Genomic DNA, 18,603 nt, shown 5'->3' on the forward strand with positions numbered 1-18,603 from the left:
CCATGGCGAACCGCATGAAAGCGATCCAGTTCACCGCCAAGGGCGAGGCAAGGCTCGCCGATCTCGGGGTCGGCGATGTTCCGGCCGGCCATGCCCTCGTCAAGGTCAAGGCGGCCGGCCTCTGCCACACGGATATCGACGTGCTGCATGCCCGCTACGGCGACGGCGCCTTTCCGCTCGTGCCGGGCCATGAATATGCCGGCATCGTGGAGGCCGTCGCCGCTGACGTCACCGGCCTCCAGGTCGGCGCGCGCGTCGCCGTCGATCCGAACCTGCCCTGCGGCACCTGCCCCGCCTGCCGCAAGGGCCTGACGAACCTCTGCCGCGACCTGAAGGCCTATGGCGTTTCGCACAATGGCGGCTTTGCCGAATACAGCATCGTGCGCGCCGACCAGTTGCACGGCATCGGCGACCTGCCTTTTTCCGTCGCGGCCCTTGCCGAGCCGCTCGCCTGCGTGGTGAACGGCCTCAACAGCGCGGGCATACGCGGCGGCGCACCGCTGCCGAAGGACGCGCTCGTCATCGGCGCCGGGCCGATCGGGCTGCTCCTTGCGCTGTCGCTGAGAGCGGAGGGCGTCGAGACCGTGACGGTCGCCGATATCAACGAGAGCCGGCTCGCCTTCGCCGTCGGTCTCGGCCTCGGCGGCATCGTCTCCGGCTCCGCCGAGCTTGCAGCCAAACGGCGAAGCTACGACTTCGTCGCCGACGCCACGGGCATTGCCAGCGTCGTCGAAGGCATGATCGATCTTCTCGCCGACGGCGGCACGGCGCTTGTCTTCGGCGTCTGCGCCCCGGATGCCCGCATCTCCGTGGCGCCCTTCGAGATCTTCCGCCGCCAGCTGAGGCTTGCCGGTTCCCATTCGCTGAACCGCAACATTCCCGATGCGCTCGATATCCTGAAGAAGGATGACGGCGGGATGGCGCGGCTCGTATCGCATCGGCTGGCGCTGGAAGAGGTTCTGCCCTTCTTCACGAGGAAGCCGACGGACCCCGCGACGATGAAGGTGCAGTTCGCCGCCGACTGATCACCGAACCGCCGATAGCCGGCCTCGATTTCGGCTTTTCCCGCGAAATGAGGCCGGCTAAGAAGGCGAACACCGGAACCGCAGGAGCACCGCTTGGCCAAGTCGATCAGAACAATGGAGGATTTTTCCGAGTTCGTCGGCCTGTCCCGGCCCACGGTGTCGAAATATTTCAACGACCCCTCCTCCGTTCGCAAGAAGACGCGGGACGCCATCGAGGAGGCGCTGAAAAAGTCCGGCTTCCGGCCGAACATCTTCGCCGTCAACCTCAACCGCCGTCGCAGCAACATCATCGGCATCGTCGTGCCGACCTCGATCGACCCCTTCTACATGGCGCTGACGCGGCGCATCGAGCTCATCGCCAACGAGGCCGGCTTCCACGCCTTCGTGCTTTCGGCGGATGGCCGCGCCGATATCGAGGACAACGCGATCAAGACGTTCAAGTCGATGAACGTCGCCGGCGCCATCATAGCTCCGCTCGGATCGGCCGCGCGGCCGAAGACGCTGGAGCAGCTCGGCCAGTCCATCCCCCTCGTCTATGTCGACTCCCCGCTCGACGAGACCTCCGCCTTCGTCGGCACGGACAACCGCCAGAGCTTCGGCCTCATCGTCGACTACCTCTGCCGCTCCGGCGAGCCGCCCTGCTATCTGGGCATGCCGCATGTCAATACCAACGCGCTCACCCGCGAGACCGCCTATCTCGAAGCCATGGCGCGCCTCGGCATGGAGCCGCATGTCCTGCCGGTCTCGGAAGCCGCGAGCTGGGATTTCGAACGCTTCGCCTTCGAGGAAGCGAGCCGCCTGCTCGAAAAGCCGGCCGCGCTCAAGAGCCGCACCATCCTGTGCGCCAACGACCGCCTCGCTTTCGGCGTCATCGCCGCCGCCTGGCAAAAGGGCCTGAAGGTCGGCCACGGCGCCGACTATGACCTGCGCATCGCCGGCCACGACGACCATCCCCTCTCCCAATACGCCTGCCCCCCGCTCACCACCGTCGCCCAGAACTACGACGAGATCGGCCGGCTCGCGATCCAGCTCCTGCTGCACAAACTTGACGAAGCGGACCACCCTGCATTGGGCAAGGAGCAGATCTTGCTGAAGTCGGAACTGATGCTGCGGCATTCGGCCTAAAGCCCTTGAACGGACTCGAAACGGCGGCAGCACATCGCCTAGCCTTCCTCAAACGGCCTTCAACCATTCCGCCCAACGCGGATCGCTCATCACGAAGCGCGCCCGCATGTGCTTCCAGAAGCCGTATTTGAAGAAATCGAAATCGAGGCGGGAGATCCGGTTCTGCACCATCGCCCAGGTCGACCATTTCAGATCGACCAGCGCCTTGAACAAAGAGACCCGCGCCAGGAGAGCCGGATCGAGGCGGCCGTAATATTCCTCGATCATTTCCGCCTCCACCTCCGGCGAGAAGCACATTTCGCTGAACCACAGGGCAAGTTCGGCCGCCCGGTCGTTGGTCGAGGCATATTCGAAATCGACGAGCATGACCCGCTGGTCGGCATGGAGCAGGAAATTCCCGGCGAGCGTATCGTTCATGCAGGGGGCGAGATCGAGGCCGGACGCTTCCAGCGCCTGCCGCGCCTCGCGGTAGCGCGCATTGAGCCAGCCGAAATCGCCGGGAAACTCGCCGCCCAGCGCCAGGGCCTGCTCGAAATGCTCGTCGATCATGTCGAAGGTCGTCTTGCGCTGGGAGAGCGGCGTGCTGTCGTTGAAAGCCTTCAGGGCGCGCAGGCCGTTGAAGCGCACGACCGGATCGAGAAAGTCGGCATTGGTGGATGTGCGCAGCCCCTCGACGAACTCGCTGACCTCCACGCCGGTCTCGGGGAAGAAATCGATGATGCGCGCGCCGACGCCGGCGGCATGCGCCTTGCGGCCGGCCTCGTTCGCCGTTCGGCGGTCGATGAACATCTCCGTGCCTTCGCCCGGGATCTTGACGAAGAAGCTGTGCGGCGCGCCATCGACATGCACCCGCCAGTTCGGATTGCTGATGCCGCCGGGCACCGGCTCGTAGGAAACCGGCCGCTCCCGCCAATCCGCGACGGCGAGAATGGCGGCCTCGATCGCCCGCTCCGCCGGAGATACGCCTTCACCCAGGCTGCGTCGCATCCACCCCTCCCTCAGACCTGTTTCAGCCACGTTTCGAAGCGCGGCCCCTCGATCACGGTCCGCGCCCTGAGCAGCCGCCATTCGGCATATTTGAAGAACTCGACGTGCTTTCGCGGCGAGCGCGCCGCACTGACGAAGCCCCATAGCGCCCACATCAGATCGTCCGCCGCGCCATAGAGGCGTGCGCGGGCAAGGGTCTGCCCATCCGGCTTTCCGGTCGCGATCTCGATCGCCAGCAGCGCCTCGCCATCGAAGGGAAGCAGTTCGGCAAGCACGGTTCCAAGATCATGGGCGGGGTCCGCCTGTCGCGCCCATTCGAAATCGACCAGCCGGACAGCGTCTTGCGGCCCGACCATCACGTTCGAAGACGCGCCATCGGCATGGCAGGCGACGAGATCGACGCCGGCCGCCGCGATCGCCGCGCCAATCCGCTCGACGGCCGCTGCAACGGTCCGCACCGGCGCGGGCAGGATCACGCCGGGCGCTTCGGCAAGCCTTCGATAGGCGGCGACGAGATCGAACACGCTGCGGTCTTCGGCGAGCGGTGCAGCCTCCTGGAAGCGGCGCTTGGCGGCAAGCAGGTTTTCGAGCACCGCGGGACGGCGAAGCACATTCGCACGGCCCCATGCCCATTCCTCGCCCAGCGCCTCGAAGACGAGGACACCGCGTGCGGGATCAGCATGCAGCAGCCGGGGCGCGATACCGAGCTCTCCCGCCTTGCGGCTGGCCTCCGCAACGCGGTCCAGCGCGATGAAATCGGCCATGTCGTCGTGACGGTGCTTGAGGAAGACCGGCGGCCGGCCGGGCGCCGTGGCGAAAAGGCAGATGTTCTCGACGGCCCGGTGAATGGGAGAAACAACGCCCCCGACCGGCGGAGAAAGCACCGCGCCAGACAGGCCGACGGCTGCGAGTGCGGGCAGGATCGCCTCATCGTTCTGCATGAAATCCTCCCTCGGCAAGCCGTCGCAACAGTGCTGTCAGAACCTTGAGACCCGCCTTCATATCCTCCGGATGGGTCAGTTCGTCGGGATGGTGCGCGATGCCGTCGACGCTCGGAATGAAGATCAGGGCCGAGGGAATGCCGGCATTTTGCAATGCGACGGCGTCGTGCCCGGCGACCGAGCGCATGGCCAGGGGCTCGAAACCGCAGGCGCGCGCCATGTCGCCGGCAAGCGCCGCCAGACGGTCGTCCATGCTGGCGGGCGCGCGCAGCCCATCGGCGGCAATCTCCAGCCGTGTGCCGGTTTCGCGCGCCGCCTTTTCGAAGGCCGCGATCACCGCCCGGCCAGCGATGTCGAGTTCGGCGACGTCGATACCGCGCAGTTCGAACCAGACCGTCGCGCGCTCGACCACGACGTTCGGCGAATTCGGCTCGATGACGAGGCGCGCAGCCGAGCGATGGAGGTGGGGATGATGCGCGGCGACAATGGCCTCGAAGGCCGTAATGCCCCGCGCGGCGGCGAGAAGCGCATCGCGCCGGTCCGCCATGGGTGTCGGTCCCGTGTGGGCGGCGCGGCCGATCCAGGCCGCAGTGATCTTGCGAGCCGCCCAGGTCCCCTCGACGACGCCGATCCGCCGCTCGGCCTCCGTCAGGACCCGGCCCTGCTCGACATGCAATTCGACATAGGCTTCGGGGCGAGGCGGAACGCTTCCGGTTTCGCAGGCCACGCCGATCGCGTCGAGGGCGTCGCGGAGCGCAATGCCGGCCCCGTCCTGGAGAGCAAGCGCATCGTCCAGCGGCAGGGCACCCGAAAAGACGCCGCTGCCGGTGAGGCTCGGCTGGTAGCGCGCACCCTCCTCGTTCGTCCAGTTGACGACGGCGAGATTGCGGCTTGGACGAAAGCTGCCAGCACGGATTTCCGCATCGAGATCGAGTGCCGCGCAGCCGGCCGCGAGCACGCCGAGCGTTCCGTCGAAGCGGCCGCCGCGCGGCTGGGTGTCGAGATGCGACCCGGCGAAGACCCAGGAAGCCCCCTCACCCGCCCAGTCGAAACAGGCGAACTGGTTGCCGATCGCATCCTGCGCGATGCGGGCGCCGCCCCTCGACATCCAGTCGGCAAAGAGGCGGCGCGCCGCGCCATCCTCGGCGCTCGCCGCCAGCCGCGTGATCCCAGCCCCGGGACGCGCGCCGATCGCGGACATCCGGTCGAAAATCGTCGCCAGATCGGAGCCGGCCATAGCCGCTGCGCTATCCATGGATGATCTCCAGTCCCTCGGCCTGGACAGCCGTGACGAGAGCGGGCGGAGGGCGGCGGTCCGTCACCAGCGTATGAACCCGGCCGAAGGGCGCGGTGATGACATTGCCGACCTTGCCGAACTTGGAGTGATCGGCAAGCATCACGCTTCGCGACGTCTGCTTCAGCAGTACCTGGCGGATGCGCGCCTCGTCCTCCTCGAAGTCCATGAAGCCGTAACCGGCATTCACGGCGGCCGCGCCCATGAACACCATGTCGAAATGGAACTGCTGGATATAGGCGATCGTGTCGTAGCCGACGAGATCCTGCTCCACCGGGCGCAGGTGCCCGGGCGTCATCAGCACCTGAACGCCGAAATGTTCGCAGGCCGCCTGCGCGATGCGCAGGGAGTTGGTGTAGAGCCTGAGTTTCTTGAACCCGACGAGCCGGCGGGCGAGCGCCAGCGTCGTCGTGCCGGTGTCGAGGAAGATGACGCAGTCGTCGACGATGAGATCGCGCGCAAGGCCTGCGACCTCGTCCTTCTCCAGCGCATTCAGCTTGATGCGCTCGGTGATCGGCGTGTCGGCGGTGCGGCCCGCCGGAATGGCGCCGCCATGCACGCGCCGCACGGCGCCCTCGGCCTCCAGATCCTTGAGGTCGCGCCGGATCGTTTCGCCGGAAACGCCGAATTCGGCCGAAAGCTCGAGCACGCTGACGCGCTGATCGCGGTCCAGGCGCTCCAGGATGACCTCCTTGCGGATCTCACTCGACATGAACGGCTTCCTCCTCATGCGGCGCCGCGTGCCGGTGCAGGCAGGCGGCGTAGTTGCCGCCGGCAAGAGCCAGCAGCGGCGGGTCGGTTTTCGCGCAGTCGCCTTGCGCGCGCGGGCAGCGCGAGCGGAACGAACAGCCGAGCGGCAGATCGATCGGGCTTGGCGGCTCGCCGTCGAGCAGGTAGCGCGGGCGCGGAAAACGGTTGTCCTCCAGCGTCGGCATGGCGCTCAGCAGCGCCCGGGTATAGGGGTGGTGCGGCTGTTCGAAAAGCGTGCTGTTGTCTGCCAGTTCCACGATGCGCCCGAGATACATGACGGCGATACGGTGGCACATCCGGCGCACGAGCGCGAGGTCGTGCGAAATGAACACATAGGAAAATCCGTGTGTTGCCTGAAGCCGGTTGAAGAGGTCCAGAAGCTCGGCCTGCTCCACCTGGTCGAGCGCCGACAGCGTCTCGTCGAGGATGAGGAGGCGCGGCTTCAGCACCAGCGCGCGGGCGATGTTGATGCGCTGGCGCTGGCCGGCGCTCAGACCCACCGGCAGCCGGTCGGCAAGCTCCATGTCGAGCCCCACCTCGGCCATCGCCTCCTGCGCCCGTTTCCCCGCCTCCGCCCGGCCGATGCCGTGAATGAGCAAAGGCTCCTCGATCATGCGCTGGAGCGGCATGCCTGACGGCAGCGAACCGTAGGGGTCCTGCAGAAGCAGCTGGAAGGACCGGCGCATTTCCGTCAGCGAGCGGGCGGAAAGGTGCGAAAGGTCCTTGCCGAGGAAGGCGATGCGGCCGCCGTCCGGCTGCTCCAGCCAGGCGAGGAGGCGGGTCAAGGTGGATTTGCCGCAGCCGCTTTCGCCCACGATGCCGAAATTCTCGCCGGCCTTCACGGTGAAGGAGACGTCGCGCACCGCCTTCACCTCGTTATAGGCGTTGAAGGAGCCTCGCCGGCGCACGAGGTAGGAGCGCATGACGTTGTCGACGGTCAGCACCGCCTCGCCTTCCTGCGCCGCCGGGGCCGTCACATCCTTCCAGATCGAGGGGATGCGCGAGATGAGGGCACGCGTATAGGACTGGCGGGGACGTGCGGCGAGCTCCGCCGTGCGCCCCTCCTCCACGATGCGGCCGCGCTGCATGACGAGCGTGCGCTCGGCGATCTGCGCCACCACCGGCAGCGACGACGAGATGAAGAGGAAAGCGGTATCGAGGCTTTGCCGCAGCCCGTCGATGAGACGGATGATCTGCGCGGCCACCGTCACGTCGAGCGGCTGGGTGATGTTGTCGGCGATGACCAGCGACGGATCGGAAACAAGCGCGTCGACGATCATCACCCGCTGCATCATGCCGCCGGAGAACTGGAACGGCGCCTCGTGGAAACGGGCGCCCGGCGAAGGGATGCGCACGCGGGCGAGCAGGTCGAGCACCTTGTCGCGCGCCTCGGCCCGGCCGATCCCGGGCCGCACGCAGCGCAGCTTCTCGACGATCTGCTGGCCGATCGGCAGACGGGGATCGAGCGACCCCATGGGATTGGCGCCGATGAAACCGATGCGGTTGCCGCGGATGGCGGAGAGCGCGCGCGGCGGCAGCGACAGGATGTCCTTGCCCTCGAAGACGACCTTGCCGGCGGTTATCTCCAAGGGCGTGGAGACGGCGCGCACCAGCGCACGGGCAAGCACCGACTTGCCGGAGCCGGCCTCGCCGACGAGGCCGAGCACTTCGCCGGGTGCCAGGGCGAAGCTGACATCGTCGACGACGCGCCGGCTGCGCCCTTCACGCTCGAGATCGACGCTGAGATTGGAGACGGCGAGAATGGGACCGGCCATCACGCTTCTCCCCGCAGCACGGCATTGCGCGCGCGCTCCAGCGCCGATCCCATCAGGTTGAGGCAGGTGAGCGAAACCAGCATGAAGACGCCGGGCATGGTGGCGATCCACCAGGCGTTCAGAAGGTATTTTCGCGCATCGGCGATGACATTGCCGAAGGTTGGGGTCGGCGGCTGCACGCCGAGGCCGAGAAAGCCGAGAATGGATTCGAAGATCATCATGCGGGCGATGTCGAGCACCGCGACGAAGGCGATGGGCGGCAGAACGACCGGCGCGACGAAGAGCAGCATGATGCGCAGGTCCGAAGCCCCGAGCACCCGCTCGCCGAGCACATAGCCGCGGCTGCGCTCGCCGAGCGCCACGGAGCGGGCGACGCGGGCATAGAGCGGCCAGCCGGAAAGCCCCAGCACGAGGATGATCGCCGGCACCGTCGGGCGGGAAACGCCGAGAATGGTGATGGCGAGGATGATCATCGGGATCGAAAGCTGCGCATCGGTGAGCCGCATGATGACGGCATCGACCCAGCCGCCGCGAAACCCGGCATAGAGCCCGAGGCTGCAGCCGACGACGAACATCAGGACGACGGTGGTGATGCCGATCAGCAGCGAATAGCGCAGGCCCACCAGACAGCGCATCAGCACGTCGCGGCCGAGCTGGTCCGTGCCGAGCAGGTAGGGCCACTTCCAGCCCTCCGCCGGGAACGGCGGCAGCAGCTTGGAACCGTAGGCGATCTTGATCGGATCGACCGGGCTCACCAGCGGCAGCAGGATCGCAAGGCCGACGAGCAGGGTAAAGCCGACGAGGCCGATGCGGAAATCCGTGCGCGCCGCGGCGATCTGGAGCATGCGCCGGGTGGGCGTGACGCCCCGTTTGGCCGCGGGGCGCGGGGCGACATTCTCATGGGCGATATCGGCCACGTCAGTACTCCAGTCTCGGATCGATGGTCATCGCGATGAGATCGACGAGAACGTTGATCATCACGAACATCACGGAAATGAAGATCGCGATGCCCTGGATGAGCGGGAAATCGCGTTGCAGCACGGCATTGATCGTCAGGAGGCCAAGGCCGGGATAATCGAAGATGAACTCGATGACGAGGACCCCGCCGAGCAGCATGCCAAGCTGCACGCCGAGCAGGTTGATGAGCGGGATCGCCGAATTGCCCAGCGCATGGGAGAAGATCGTGCGGCTGCGCGAAAGGCCGCGGATCGGCGCGAGCTGGATGAAATCCTCGCGCATCACCTGCGCCACCGAGACGGTGAGCGTGCGCAGGATGAACGGCACGATCTCCACCGCGAGCACGATCGCCGGCAGGATGGTGTAGCTGAAGCCGCGATAGCCGATGGCCGGAAGCAGTTTCAGCTTCACCGACAGGAACAGCGTCAGCACGATGCCGAGCCAGAAATTCGGCGTCGACACGCAGATGGAGCCGATCGCCAGCGCCAGCTTGTCCGGCCATCGCCCCGGATAGAGCCCGCCCAATGTGCCGAGCGGCACGGCCACGAGCAAGGCGAGTGCCAGCGCCACGGCCGCAAGCTGGAGCGTCATCGGCAGGGTCGCGAGGATGAGATCCAGCACCTTGGCGCGCTCCTCGCGCGTCGCATCGTCGAAAGACGAGCCGCCAAGGCTGGCGCCGCTTTTCGGGCGCACGAAGGAGGTGCCGAGATCGCCGGTCATGAGATCGCCGAGATAGGAGACGAACTGCACGGGAATGGGTCGGTCGAGGCCGAGTTCCTTCGCTTTCATCACCACCACCTCGTCGGGCGCCATGCCGCCGACGATGAGGCGTGCCGGATCGCCCGGCACCACACGCAGCAGCGTGAAGATGATGAAGGTCACGAGCAGGATAATGAGCGCCCCCTGCAGGAGCCGTCTCAACAGGAACGACAGGACGAACATGCGGTTTCCCTTGCGCTGATCGGTATGGAAGCGGCCGCCCTCGACGGCGGCCGCCGCTTGCCATCAGGCCAGGGTCGCCTTGTTCGCGTCCATCATGCCGTTCGGGTAGAAGTACATGCCGTCCAGCCCGTCGCGCATGGCGTGGATGAAGACCGAGGTGAACAGCGATAGCGCCGGCACCTTGTCCGCCAGCATCGGCATCACCTCGTTCTGGATCACCGCCTTGCGCTCCGCCGGATCGAGCGTGTTGCGCTCCTTGTCGAGAACCGCATCCAAATCCTTGTCCTCGATGCCGCAGATGCGCTTCGAGCTCGAATGGAAATGCGTGCGCAGCACGAGGTCCGGTTCCGGCGAGCCCGTCGACCAGCCGCAGTCGATCATGTGACCCGGCCCGCCGCCCGGCCGGTCATAGAGCCGCTCGTTCCAGGCCGCGACCTCCATGACATTGAGCTTCACGGGGAAACCCTGTTCCTGGAGCATCGCCGTGATGACCTCGCCATATTCCTTGGTCTTCGGATAGAAGCCGACCGAGGTGATGTATTCGAGTTCGGGCAGGCCCTCGCCCTTTGGGAAGCCGGCTTCGGCCAGAAGCCGCTGGCTTTCCTCCGGATCGTATTCCGGATAGTTCGGCGTATCGACATAGCCGAACTTCACCGGCGATATCCACGCCTTGGACGCGTGGCCGGAGACGCCGAGAATGTCGAGCAGCACGGCGCGGTCGATGGCATGGGCGGCCGCCTTGCGCACGCGCGGATCGTCGAAGGGCGGCTTGGAGCAGCGGAACCAGAGATATTTGTTCTCGACGGACACAGCCTTGTTCAGCGTGTAGCCGCCGGTCTCCTCGATGGTCTGGACCTGCTCGGCCTCAAGACGCTCGATGAGGTCCGCCTCCCCGTTGAGCAGCGCCAGCGTGCGGGTGGTCGCATCGCCGACGAAGCTGAAATTGATGCCGGGAATGGCCGGTTTGCCGAGATAGAAGCCGTCAAAGGCCTCCAGCACCGTCGTGTTGCCGTCCTGGCGGGCGAACTTGAAGGCGCCGGTGCCATTCGGACGCGAGGACAGCGTCTTCGGATCGGCGACATCCTTTGCGGACATGATCGGCAGGAAGGCCGACAGGAACCAGAAGAGGCTCGCCGGGTAGCCGGCCTTGTCGGTCTTGATGCGGGCGACATGATCGCTCACCACCTCGACCTCGCAGGGGCCGGGATACCACGCCGCCGGCCGGTCGGGCTGGCTGGCATATTCGAAGGTCGCCTTCACGTCTTCGGCGGTGAAGGGCTTGCCGTCATGGAAGGTCACGCCCTCGCGCAGCGTGAACTCCAGCGTATGCTCGTCGACGAGCTTCATGTCGGTCGCCAGTTCCATCACCAGTTCGTCCGGATTGTCCGGCCGCATCGGCGCGCGGGTGAGATAACCGAAGACGAAGCTCTCCAGATTGATCTGGGCGAGCGTGGTGTGCGAGGACGGGTCCCAATTGCCGGTCAGGTTCTCCGCCGACATGAAATTGAGGACCTTGCCCTCGGCGGCATGCGCCGGATCGACGAAAAAGGCGGTGTTGAGGACCGGAAGGCCGACGGCGACGCCAGCGAGCGCGGAACTCTTTAGGAATGCTCTCCTGTTGAATTGCATGACGATATCTCCGCAGTTGGATTGCTGGGTGTTCCCCACCCCGCTTTGCCGCCAGCAACGACAAGCGGAGGTATTTTATTTTGGAAAAGATGGTCTTCGGCCTGCTGGCAGAAGGCCATCACAAGCGCATCGGCATGCCGCCGGCCAACGACCTGAAGGCCGACCGGCAGGCCATTCGCCGTCAGCCCGCAGGGCAGCGAGGCCGCCGGGTTGCCCGACAGGTTGAAGGGATAGGTAAAAGGCGTCCAACCCGTCCAGGCCAGTACCTCGGACGGCGACGTGAACCCTTCCGGCGCCTCGCGGTCGGCGGCGAAGGGCTCGACCGGCACGGTTGGCATGAGCAGGAGGTCGATATCCTCGAAAAGCGCGTGGACGCTGCCGGCGAATTCGGCGCGCGCCTTTGCGGCCGCAAGATAATCGGCGAGATCGTAGCGCGCCGAAGCCTCGACGAGACCGCGAAAACCGCTCCCGAAAGCCGAGAGGTCCGCCTGCGCGCCATAGGCGACGCCACGGCCGGCGACCCAAAGCGTTTCGAAAATCCCGATCGGGTCCTGCCAGTCGAGCACGACCGGGCGGATGTCGATGCCGAGCGCCGTGGAGAGGGTCGCAACGGCGTCCCGCACCACCCGCTCGACTTCGGGCGCGACGGAAAAGCCGAACAGGCTCGGGACGAAACCGATGCGCAACGACCCGAGGGATCGCGGTGCGGTGTAGTCGACGCCGTCATCGGGCAGCGCCTGATGGTCGCGCGGATCCGGCCCCTTGAGGATGTTGAACAGGAGGGCGCTATCCTTCGCCGAAAGGCTCATCGGACCGGCATGGGAGAGCATTTCCGTTGCGCTCCACGGCCAGGCCGGTACGCGTCCCAGCGAACCCTTCATGGCGAAAATTCCACAAAAGGCTGCCGGGATGCGCACGGAACCGCCGCCGTCGGACCCCAGCGTGAAGGGAACCATCCGCGCGGCGAGCGCCGCACCGGAACCGGAACTCGAGCCGCCACTCGTCAAATCCAGGTTCCAGGGATTGCGGGTCGGCCCGTAGAACTCCGAGCAGCCGGATCCGGACCAGCCCATCTCCGTCGTCGTCGTCTTGCCGATCATGATTGATCCGGCATCGATCATCCGCTGGACAATCGGTGCCGTCGCCTTGGGAGCGAAATTCCTGTAGGCCGCCGAGCCACGCTGACAGAGCCGGTCCGCCACGAAGAAGAGGTCCTTCACCCCCATGGGGATGCCGTGCAGCGGGCCGCGCAGGCGCCCTTGCGCCCTCTCCCGGTCGCAGGCGCGCGCCTCCTCCAGGGCCTCCCTTTCGTAGACCTGGCTGAAGGCGTTGACGACCGGGTTCAATCGCCGGATGCGCTCCAGGCTTTCCTGCACGAGCGCCTCGGAGGTGAGGCTGCCTGAAGCAATTGCCGATCTGAGTGCAAGAACCGAGAAATCCACGACCTTCGTCTCCAGTTATGTGGATTTATGTTGGTTTTGTGGAAATTGTCAATATGCAGAAAATCAACAAAACACAGCCAAACCGGCACGCCTTACGCACCGAACGGCAATCGTGTTGATTTGCAATGAGAACTCACCCGGCACTGCCGCGGTCAGCATGGAGTTGCGTAGCGAGGGCAAGGCAAGGCGGCACCCGCCGACCGCGACCGAAGCGTCCTTGCCGACCGATGGATTGTCAGATTATCTATAATCCATGAGCAAGACCGACAAGACACTCGCGATAACAATCGAGGCAACGCTTGCCGAGCGGATAATCTCGGGCCGGATACAACCCGGATCGCGCCTGCGCCAGGACCATGTTGCCGAAGAATTCGGGGCAAGCCATGTGCCGGTGCGTGAAGCCTTCCGGCGCCTTGAGGCCAGGGGGCTGGCTTCAAGCGAGCCCCACAAGGGCGTCCGCGTCACCTCCTTCGACGTGGCGGAGCTGCGCGAGGTCGCGCAGATGCGCGCGTCGCTGGAAGCGCTCGCCTTGAAGAATGCCGCCCCGAAACTGACCCGGGAACTGCTGCTGGAGGCGGAAAATGCAACCGTGAGGGCCGAAAACGCGCAGAATGTGCGGCAGTGGGAAGAGGCCAACCGCGCATTCCACCGCATGATCCTTGCTCCCTGCGGCATGCCGCGATTGATGGCCGCGATCGACGATCTTCATCTCGCCAGCGCCCGTTTCCTGTTTGCGGCCTGGCGCTCGGACTGGGAGGCCCGCACCGACTACGACCACCGCGCGATCCTCGCGGCCCTGCGCGGCGGGCAGGTGAACGCCGCCTGCGATGTGCTGGCGCGCCATGTGGGTTGGATGGGGCGTGGCGCCGGCGCGCGGCCGAGCGTGGAAACCCAGGTCGCTGAAAAGCTTCTTGGCTGATTATCTATAATCTGCATTGCGACCGGTGGAATTTTCTCGTTGTTATAGATTATCCGTAACAGCAGGAATGACATCATGCACCGATCCTCGCCGGCCAATATCGTCCCCATCGATCTTCTGCGCGCTTGCGGGCTTGTGATCGGGGCGGCAGCCCTGATTGCAGCCAGCGCCAAGGTGCAGATTCCGTTCTGGCCCGTTCCCATGACGCTGCACACGCTCGCGGTGCTGTCGCTGTCGGTCATCCTTGGGCCGCGCCTCGGCCTGGCGGCAATGGCGGCCTATCTCGGTGCGGGGCTCGCCGGCTTCCCCGTGTTCTCCGGGTCTCCCGCAAGGGGCGTTGGAGCGGCCTATCTGCTGGGGCCGACCGGCGGCTACCTTCTCGGATACCTGGCGGCAAGCTGGCTCACCGGCCGGCTCGCCCGGGATGGCGGCGCTCTCCGCATCGCCCTGGCCATGCTTGCCGGCCTCTGCCTTGTCTACGCGGCCGGGCTTTCCTGGCTTGCCGGGTTCGTGCCCTCAAAATCCCTCGTCGCGACGGGCCTTGCCCCCTTCCTTCTGGCGGATCTGCTGAAGGTCGGTCTCGGCACAGCCATGATCTGCGGCTGGCGCAGCCTGCGCAGCGGGGCTGCGCGATGATCCGCACCGATTGGACCATTGAAGAGGCGCAGGCCATCCACGACCTGCCCTTCCCCGAGATCATGTATCGTGCGCAGGACATGCACCGACGCAATTTCGATCCAACGGCCATCGAGACCGCAAGCCTGTTGTCGATCAAGACGGGAGGCTGCCCGGAAGATTGCGGATACTGTTCACAAAGCATCCACAACGATACGGGCGTCAAGGCGACCAAGCTGATGGAACTGGACAAGGTGCTGCGATCGGCCCGGCGGGCCAAGGCTTCCGGGGCACAGAGATTCTGCATGGGCGCGGCCTGGCGAAGCCCGAAGGACCGCGACATGGACAAGCTCTGCGCCATGATCAAGGGGGTCCGGGAGATGGGGCTGCAAACCTGCATGACCCTCGGAATGCTTTCGCCCGAACAGGTGGAGCGCCTCAGAGCAGCGGGGCTCGATTTCTACAACCACAATATCGATACCTCGCCCGAATATTACGGCGAGATCGCCACCACCCGGACGATGGAAGATCGCCTGGAAACCGTCGATCGCGTGCGCAAGGGCGGGATCAAGGTTTGTTGTGGCGGCATCCTCGGCATGGGGGAAGAGGCCGCCGACCGCATCTCCATGCTCGTGACGCTGGCGACCTTGCCCGTCCATCCCGACAGCGTCCCCATCAATCTCTGGAACGAGATCCGCAACACGCCGGTTGAGAAACGGGCAAAACCCGTGGACCCGTTCGCCCTCGTCCGGGCGGTCGCCCTGGCACGGATCCTGATGCCGCGCAGCGTAGTTCGCCTGTCGGCCGGCCGGACAGGCATGAGCCAGGAACTCCAGGCGTTGTGTTTCGTCGCGGGGGCGAACTCCATCTTCGTCGGCGACGTGTTGCTGACAACGGAAAATCCGGCGGCCTGGCAGGATCGGGAGTTGATCGGCAAGCTGGGGATGCGGTTTGCCCCGCTGCGCGCGGCAACCGTGCCAATCGCCGCCGAGTGAAGTCATGGCGCCGGCAGCGGCGCCACAATACACCGGCGCCGGCGGCAAGGCGGCGGGCCGCCCTCGCGTCAGTTCAGCAGATGCACCAGCCACAGTGAGATCGCCGGAAAGGCGAGGAGAACGACAAGACGGACGGAGTCCGCGATGACGAAGGGGAATACCCCGCGATAGGTGCTCACGATCGGAACGTCCCGGGCGATTTTGTTGATGATGAAGACGTTGAGGCCAATCGGCGGCGCGGTGAGGCCGATACCGACGACGACGAGCACCAGTATGCCGAACCAGATTGCAACGTCCTCGGTCGGCATGCCGAAGTCGAGCGAGAGCACGACCGGCATGAAGACCGGCAGGGTCAGCAGGATCATGGCCAGTTCGTCCATCACCGCGCCGAGGACGATATAGGCCAGCATCATGCCGCAGATGACGGCATAGGGCGGCAGGGACGATTCGCCGATCATCGAAGCGAGCGTCATCGGCATCTGGGTCAGCGCCAGGAATGCGCCGAAGACCTCCGCCCCAAGCAGGATGAGGAAGATCATGCCGGTCGTTTCCGCCGTCTGGAGGAAGCTGTGCCGGATGTCCTCCAGGTCGAGGCGCCTCTGCGCAATGCCGACCGCCAGCATGATGGCGGCTCCGACGGCCGCTCCCTCGGTCGGCGTGAACACCTGGCCGTAGATGCCGCCGACGACGACCACCGCGATGGCCGCCGCCGGAACGACGGCGAAATCGGCAAGGACCATGAGCAGGCCGAGGATCGCCAGCAGCACCCCGCCGACCGCGCCGAGATATCCCGCAAGCCAGGCGCCCGCAGCAAGGAGAACCAGCACGGCGCCCGCGGGGCGGGTCCATGCGGGGCGCGGAGTGGCTGCCGGCGGCGCGAATTCGATCGGCGGCGCCAGCTCGGGATTGCGCCGAACGGCAACGGCGATCGCGACGATGTAGAACGCCACCGCGATGAGCCCGGGGATCAGGGCCGCCTGGAAAAGCTTGGCGATGTTCTGCTCGGCGGTAATGGCATAGATGACGAGGATGACCGATGGCGGAATGAGGATGCCCAGCGTGCCGCCGGCCGCGATGGTGCCCGTGCCGAAGCCCGGATTCACGTTCGCCCGGCGCAGTTCCGGCAATGCCGCCCTTCCGAACGTGGCGGTGGTGGCGACCGACGAACCGCAGATGGCGCCGAAGCCGGCGCAGGCGGCAATCACAGCCATCGGCATGCCGCCCCTCAGGCGGCCAAGGCTGTGTTCCGCCGCGCGCAGGAGCGTTGCCGCGATACCGGAGCGCTCCGCCAGCGCCCCCATCAGCACGAACAGCGGAATGACCGACAGCGTATAGCTGGCGAACTGGCTGTAGGCGTTGGTCTGCAGATAGTAGATCAGGGCGTGGGGGCTCGACAGCCATGCATAGCCGGCAGCGCCGACCACCAGCATGGCCAGGGCGATGGGCATGCGCGCCGCGATCAGCAGCAGCATGGCGCCGAACCCGAGCAGCGCGATGGAGAATCCGCTCATCTGCCGCCTCCAAGCTTGCGAAAGGCGACCGCGAGCGTGATCAGGCAGGCGAGCGCGGCGAGAAGGGAGCAGGTGACATAGACGGGCCAGACCGGCCAGGCGATCTGGATCAGCGTTTCGCCATAGGCGCGTGCGCTCAACCCTCCGGCCAGGAGCCCCCAGGAGAAGAAGCCGAGGAAACCCGCCAGCAGGAGGTTCCAGAGCCCATCGACAACGGCATTCAAGCGCGATCGCAATTTGAGCGTGAAGGTATCGACGGCGATGTGGCCGCTCTTGGCAGCCGTATAGGCCAGAAAGGCGAAAACGGCGGTTCCGACGCTGATCTCGACCAGCTCGTAGTCTCCCGGGATCGGCTTGTTGAACAGCCGGCGTCCGGCGACGCTGACCGTCACCAGCACGGCCGCAAAGCAGATGAGAATGCCGCCGGCCACGGCCAGCATGCCGGCCAGGCGCTCGACCCAGCCCGCTCGATGATCCGGGCGCGGTTGTTCGACCTTTTCCATGAAAGGCTCCATAGCGATCGTGGAGAGATGCGCCGGAACGGCCAGGGCACCGTCCCGGCGGTCCTGGTCAGGCCTTGGCGTATTTCTGGATCGCGTCCTGCGCAGCCTTGAGAAGCGCCTCGCCGTCGAGCCCCTTCGCCTTCATGTCGGCGACCCACGTGTCGCGAACCGGCGCCGTGGCTTCGAGCCAGCGCGCCTTTTCCTCCTCGCTGATCGTGGTGACCTTGTTCTTGCCGCCGGCCTCGACCTTGGCGCGAACCTCGGCGCCAACCCTGTCCCACATTTCACCGGCGGCGTTTGCGAAGGCAAGGCCGCTGTTGCGGTCCAGGATCTCGCGCAGTTCGGGGGCAAGGCCCTCGTACCGCGCCCTGTTCATCGCCAGGAAGAAGGTCGCGGTATAGAGCGTCGGCGTGCCCGGTATTTCCAGATGATACGAGGTCAACTCGTCGATCTTGAGCGAGGGCACAACCTCCCACGGCACGACGCAGCCGTCGATGGCGCGCTGCGCCAGCGCGTCCGGAATCTGCGGGATCGGCATACCGACCGGTGTTGCGCCGAGCGCGCCAAGCGCTTCGCCGGCCAGGCGGGTCGGGTTGCGCAGCTTCAGTCCGGCAAGGTCTTCCTTCGTCCTGATTTCCGTGTTGCTGTGGATCAGGCCGTGGTCATGGGCCCAGAAGCAGAGGATCTTGGTATCCGTCACCCCCGGAACGACATGGGCCTGGGAATATTCCTCGCAGGCCGGCGCGTTGACCGACGCCTTCTGCGCGGCGACGAACGGCAGTTCGAAGACCTCTGTCGAGGGGAACCGGCCGGGCGTGTTGCCCGGCAGGGTCCAGACGATGTCGACGACGCCGTTGACCGCCTGGTCATAGAGCTGCGGCGGCTTTCCGCCGAGCTGCATGGCCGGGAAGATCTCGACCGTGAGCTTGCCGTCGCTCTCGTCGGCCAGCGTCTTGGCCCAGGGCATCAGCAGGTGCTGGTGGACATTGGCGGCCGGCGGCAGGAAGTGGTGCAGCCTGAGCGTGACGGCCTCCTGAGCGCGTGCGATGGTGGACTTCAGGACAGCCGGGGCGGCAAGCGCAATCCCCGCGGTCGCCATGAACGTTCGCCTGGTGAATTCCATTCTCTCCTCCTTGGATCCGGCCTCCCCGCCTGCTCCTCCTCGAGCAGACGAATGCCTGATTTCATGCTGA

General features: G+C 65.8%; 17 protein-coding genes. 5 read left to right on the plus strand and 12 right to left on the minus strand.

Going from position 1 to position 18,603, the window contains the following annotated elements; all coding sequences use genetic code 11:
• The first annotated feature begins 14 nt into the window (after nt 1–14).
• Both AABQ55_RS19525 and AABQ55_RS19530 read left to right on the plus strand, forming a co-directional pair.
• Nucleotides 15–1,025: a zinc-dependent alcohol dehydrogenase family protein gene (locus AABQ55_RS19525; protein WP_272806203.1), complete on the plus strand. Its 1,011-nt coding sequence runs from the start codon at nt 15–17 to the stop codon at nt 1,023–1,025.
• A gap of 114 nt (nt 1,026–1,139) precedes the next feature.
• Nucleotides 1,140–2,150: a LacI family DNA-binding transcriptional regulator gene (locus AABQ55_RS19530; RefSeq protein ID WP_245082237.1), complete on the plus strand. Its 1,011-nt coding sequence runs from the start codon at nt 1,140–1,142 to the stop codon at nt 2,148–2,150.
• A gap of 48 nt (nt 2,151–2,198) precedes the next feature.
• On the opposite strand, the gene AABQ55_RS19535 is transcribed toward AABQ55_RS19530, so the two are convergent.
• The 9 genes from AABQ55_RS19535 to AABQ55_RS19575 form a co-directional block, all read right to left on the minus strand.
• Entirely contained in the window at nt 2,199–3,137 is a 939-nt protein-coding gene (locus AABQ55_RS19535) for a choline/ethanolamine kinase family protein (RefSeq protein ID WP_272806204.1), read from the minus strand.
• 11 nt (nt 3,138–3,148) lie between these two features.
• The gene (locus AABQ55_RS19540) at nt 3,149–4,078 is read right to left on the minus strand and encodes a phosphotransferase (protein ID WP_272806205.1); all 930 of its coding nucleotides are present in this window, start codon (nt 4,076–4,078) and stop codon (nt 3,149–3,151) included.
• Entirely contained in the window at nt 4,065–5,333 is a 1,269-nt protein-coding gene (locus tag AABQ55_RS19545) for a Zn-dependent hydrolase (RefSeq protein ID WP_272806206.1), read from the minus strand. The genes AABQ55_RS19540 and AABQ55_RS19545 overlap by 14 nt, the downstream gene beginning before the upstream one ends.
• Nucleotides 5,326–6,084, minus strand: a complete 759-nt coding sequence (locus AABQ55_RS19550) for a DeoR/GlpR family DNA-binding transcription regulator (protein WP_245082040.1) — start codon at nt 6,082–6,084, stop codon at nt 5,326–5,328. The genes AABQ55_RS19545 and AABQ55_RS19550 overlap by 8 nt, the downstream gene beginning before the upstream one ends.
• Nucleotides 6,074–7,897: a dipeptide ABC transporter ATP-binding protein gene (locus AABQ55_RS19555; protein WP_272806207.1), complete on the minus strand. Its 1,824-nt coding sequence runs from the start codon at nt 7,895–7,897 to the stop codon at nt 6,074–6,076. Before AABQ55_RS19555 ends, AABQ55_RS19550 begins: the two co-directional genes overlap by 11 nt.
• The gene (locus AABQ55_RS19560) at nt 7,897–8,805 is read right to left on the minus strand and encodes an ABC transporter permease (protein ID WP_272807504.1); all 909 of its coding nucleotides are present in this window, start codon (nt 8,803–8,805) and stop codon (nt 7,897–7,899) included. Before AABQ55_RS19560 ends, AABQ55_RS19555 begins: the two co-directional genes overlap by 1 nt.
• Before the next feature lie 10 nt (nt 8,806–8,815).
• A complete protein-coding gene (locus AABQ55_RS19565; RefSeq protein ID WP_272806208.1) occupies nt 8,816–9,796 on the minus strand; it encodes an ABC transporter permease in 981 nt (326 codons plus the stop codon).
• Nucleotides 9,797–9,859: 63 nt separating this feature from the next.
• The gene (locus tag AABQ55_RS19570) at nt 9,860–11,425 is read right to left on the minus strand and encodes an ABC transporter substrate-binding protein (protein WP_272806209.1); all 1,566 of its coding nucleotides are present in this window, start codon (nt 11,423–11,425) and stop codon (nt 9,860–9,862) included.
• Nucleotides 11,398–12,867, minus strand: coding sequence for an amidase (locus AABQ55_RS19575; RefSeq protein ID WP_272806210.1), 1,470 nt, complete (start codon nt 12,865–12,867; stop codon nt 11,398–11,400). The genes AABQ55_RS19570 and AABQ55_RS19575 overlap by 28 nt, the downstream gene beginning before the upstream one ends.
• Nucleotides 12,868–13,120: 253 nt before the next feature.
• On the opposite strand from AABQ55_RS19575, the gene AABQ55_RS19580 reads away from it, so the two are divergent.
• From AABQ55_RS19580 to bioB, 3 genes are all read left to right on the plus strand, one after another.
• Nucleotides 13,121–13,786, plus strand: coding sequence for a GntR family transcriptional regulator (locus AABQ55_RS19580; RefSeq protein WP_272806211.1), 666 nt, complete (start codon nt 13,121–13,123; stop codon nt 13,784–13,786).
• A gap of 75 nt (nt 13,787–13,861) precedes the next feature.
• Nucleotides 13,862–14,422, plus strand: coding sequence for a biotin transporter BioY (locus AABQ55_RS19585; protein ID WP_272806212.1), 561 nt, complete (start codon nt 13,862–13,864; stop codon nt 14,420–14,422).
• Complete coding sequence (gene bioB, locus AABQ55_RS19590; protein WP_272806213.1) at nt 14,419–15,396, plus strand: biotin synthase BioB; 978 nt, start codon at nt 14,419–14,421, stop codon at nt 15,394–15,396. Before AABQ55_RS19585 ends, bioB begins: the two co-directional genes overlap by 4 nt.
• Nucleotides 15,397–15,464: 68 nt before the next feature.
• Here the strand turns inward: bioB and AABQ55_RS19595 are convergent, their stop codons facing one another.
• The 3 genes from AABQ55_RS19595 to AABQ55_RS19605 form a co-directional block, all read right to left on the minus strand.
• Complete coding sequence (locus AABQ55_RS19595) at nt 15,465–16,907, minus strand: TRAP transporter large permease (protein ID WP_272806214.1); 1,443 nt, start codon at nt 16,905–16,907, stop codon at nt 15,465–15,467.
• Nucleotides 16,904–17,410 carry a TRAP transporter small permease gene (locus AABQ55_RS19600; RefSeq protein WP_272806215.1) on the minus strand — a complete coding sequence of 169 codons (507 nt, stop codon included), beginning with the start codon at nt 17,408–17,410 and terminating at the stop codon, nt 16,904–16,906. The genes AABQ55_RS19595 and AABQ55_RS19600 overlap by 4 nt, the downstream gene beginning before the upstream one ends.
• A 67-nt stretch (nt 17,411–17,477) precedes the next feature.
• Nucleotides 17,478–18,533 carry a TRAP transporter substrate-binding protein gene (locus AABQ55_RS19605; RefSeq protein ID WP_272806216.1) on the minus strand — a complete coding sequence of 352 codons (1,056 nt, stop codon included), beginning with the start codon at nt 18,531–18,533 and terminating at the stop codon, nt 17,478–17,480.
• Nucleotides 18,534–18,603: the final 70 nt, after the last annotated feature.

It is taken from the genome of Shinella sp. WSD5-1, from assembly GCF_963942435.1.
In the GTDB taxonomy this organism is placed as follows: Bacteria; Pseudomonadota; Alphaproteobacteria; order Rhizobiales; family Rhizobiaceae; genus Shinella; species Shinella yambaruensis.

Excerpts from the sequence above, each read along its gene's own strand:
- AABQ55_RS19525 (WP_272806203.1), top strand. The coding sequence starts at position 15 with ATGAAAGCGATCCAGTTCACCGCCAAGGGCGAGGCAAGGCTCGCCGAT.
- AABQ55_RS19530 (WP_245082237.1), top strand. The coding sequence starts at position 1,140 with ATGGAGGATTTTTCCGAGTTCGTCGGCCTGTCCCGGCCCACGGTGTCG.
- AABQ55_RS19535 (WP_272806204.1), bottom strand. The coding sequence starts at position 3,137 with ATGCGACGCAGCCTGGGTGAAGGCGTATCTCCGGCGGAGCGGGCGATC.
- AABQ55_RS19540 (WP_272806205.1), bottom strand. The coding sequence starts at position 4,078 with ATGCAGAACGATGAGGCGATCCTGCCCGCACTCGCAGCCGTCGGCCTG.
- AABQ55_RS19545 (WP_272806206.1), bottom strand. The coding sequence starts at position 5,333 with ATGGATAGCGCAGCGGCTATGGCCGGCTCCGATCTGGCGACGATTTTC.
- AABQ55_RS19550 (WP_245082040.1), bottom strand. The coding sequence starts at position 6,084 with ATGTCGAGTGAGATCCGCAAGGAGGTCATCCTGGAGCGCCTGGACCGC.
- AABQ55_RS19555 (WP_272806207.1), bottom strand. The coding sequence starts at position 7,897 with ATGGCCGGTCCCATTCTCGCCGTCTCCAATCTCAGCGTCGATCTCGAG.
- AABQ55_RS19565 (WP_272806208.1), bottom strand. The coding sequence starts at position 9,796 with ATGTTCGTCCTGTCGTTCCTGTTGAGACGGCTCCTGCAGGGGGCGCTC.
- AABQ55_RS19570 (WP_272806209.1), bottom strand. The coding sequence starts at position 11,425 with ATGCAATTCAACAGGAGAGCATTCCTAAAGAGTTCCGCGCTCGCTGGC.
- AABQ55_RS19580 (WP_272806211.1), top strand. The coding sequence starts at position 13,121 with ATGAGCAAGACCGACAAGACACTCGCGATAACAATCGAGGCAACGCTT.
- AABQ55_RS19585 (WP_272806212.1), top strand. The coding sequence starts at position 13,862 with ATGCACCGATCCTCGCCGGCCAATATCGTCCCCATCGATCTTCTGCGC.
- bioB (WP_272806213.1), top strand. The coding sequence starts at position 14,419 with ATGATCCGCACCGATTGGACCATTGAAGAGGCGCAGGCCATCCACGAC.
- AABQ55_RS19595 (WP_272806214.1), bottom strand. The coding sequence starts at position 16,907 with ATGAGCGGATTCTCCATCGCGCTGCTCGGGTTCGGCGCCATGCTGCTG.
- AABQ55_RS19600 (WP_272806215.1), bottom strand. The coding sequence starts at position 17,410 with ATGGAAAAGGTCGAACAACCGCGCCCGGATCATCGAGCGGGCTGGGTC.
- AABQ55_RS19605 (WP_272806216.1), bottom strand. The coding sequence starts at position 18,533 with ATGGAATTCACCAGGCGAACGTTCATGGCGACCGCGGGGATTGCGCTT.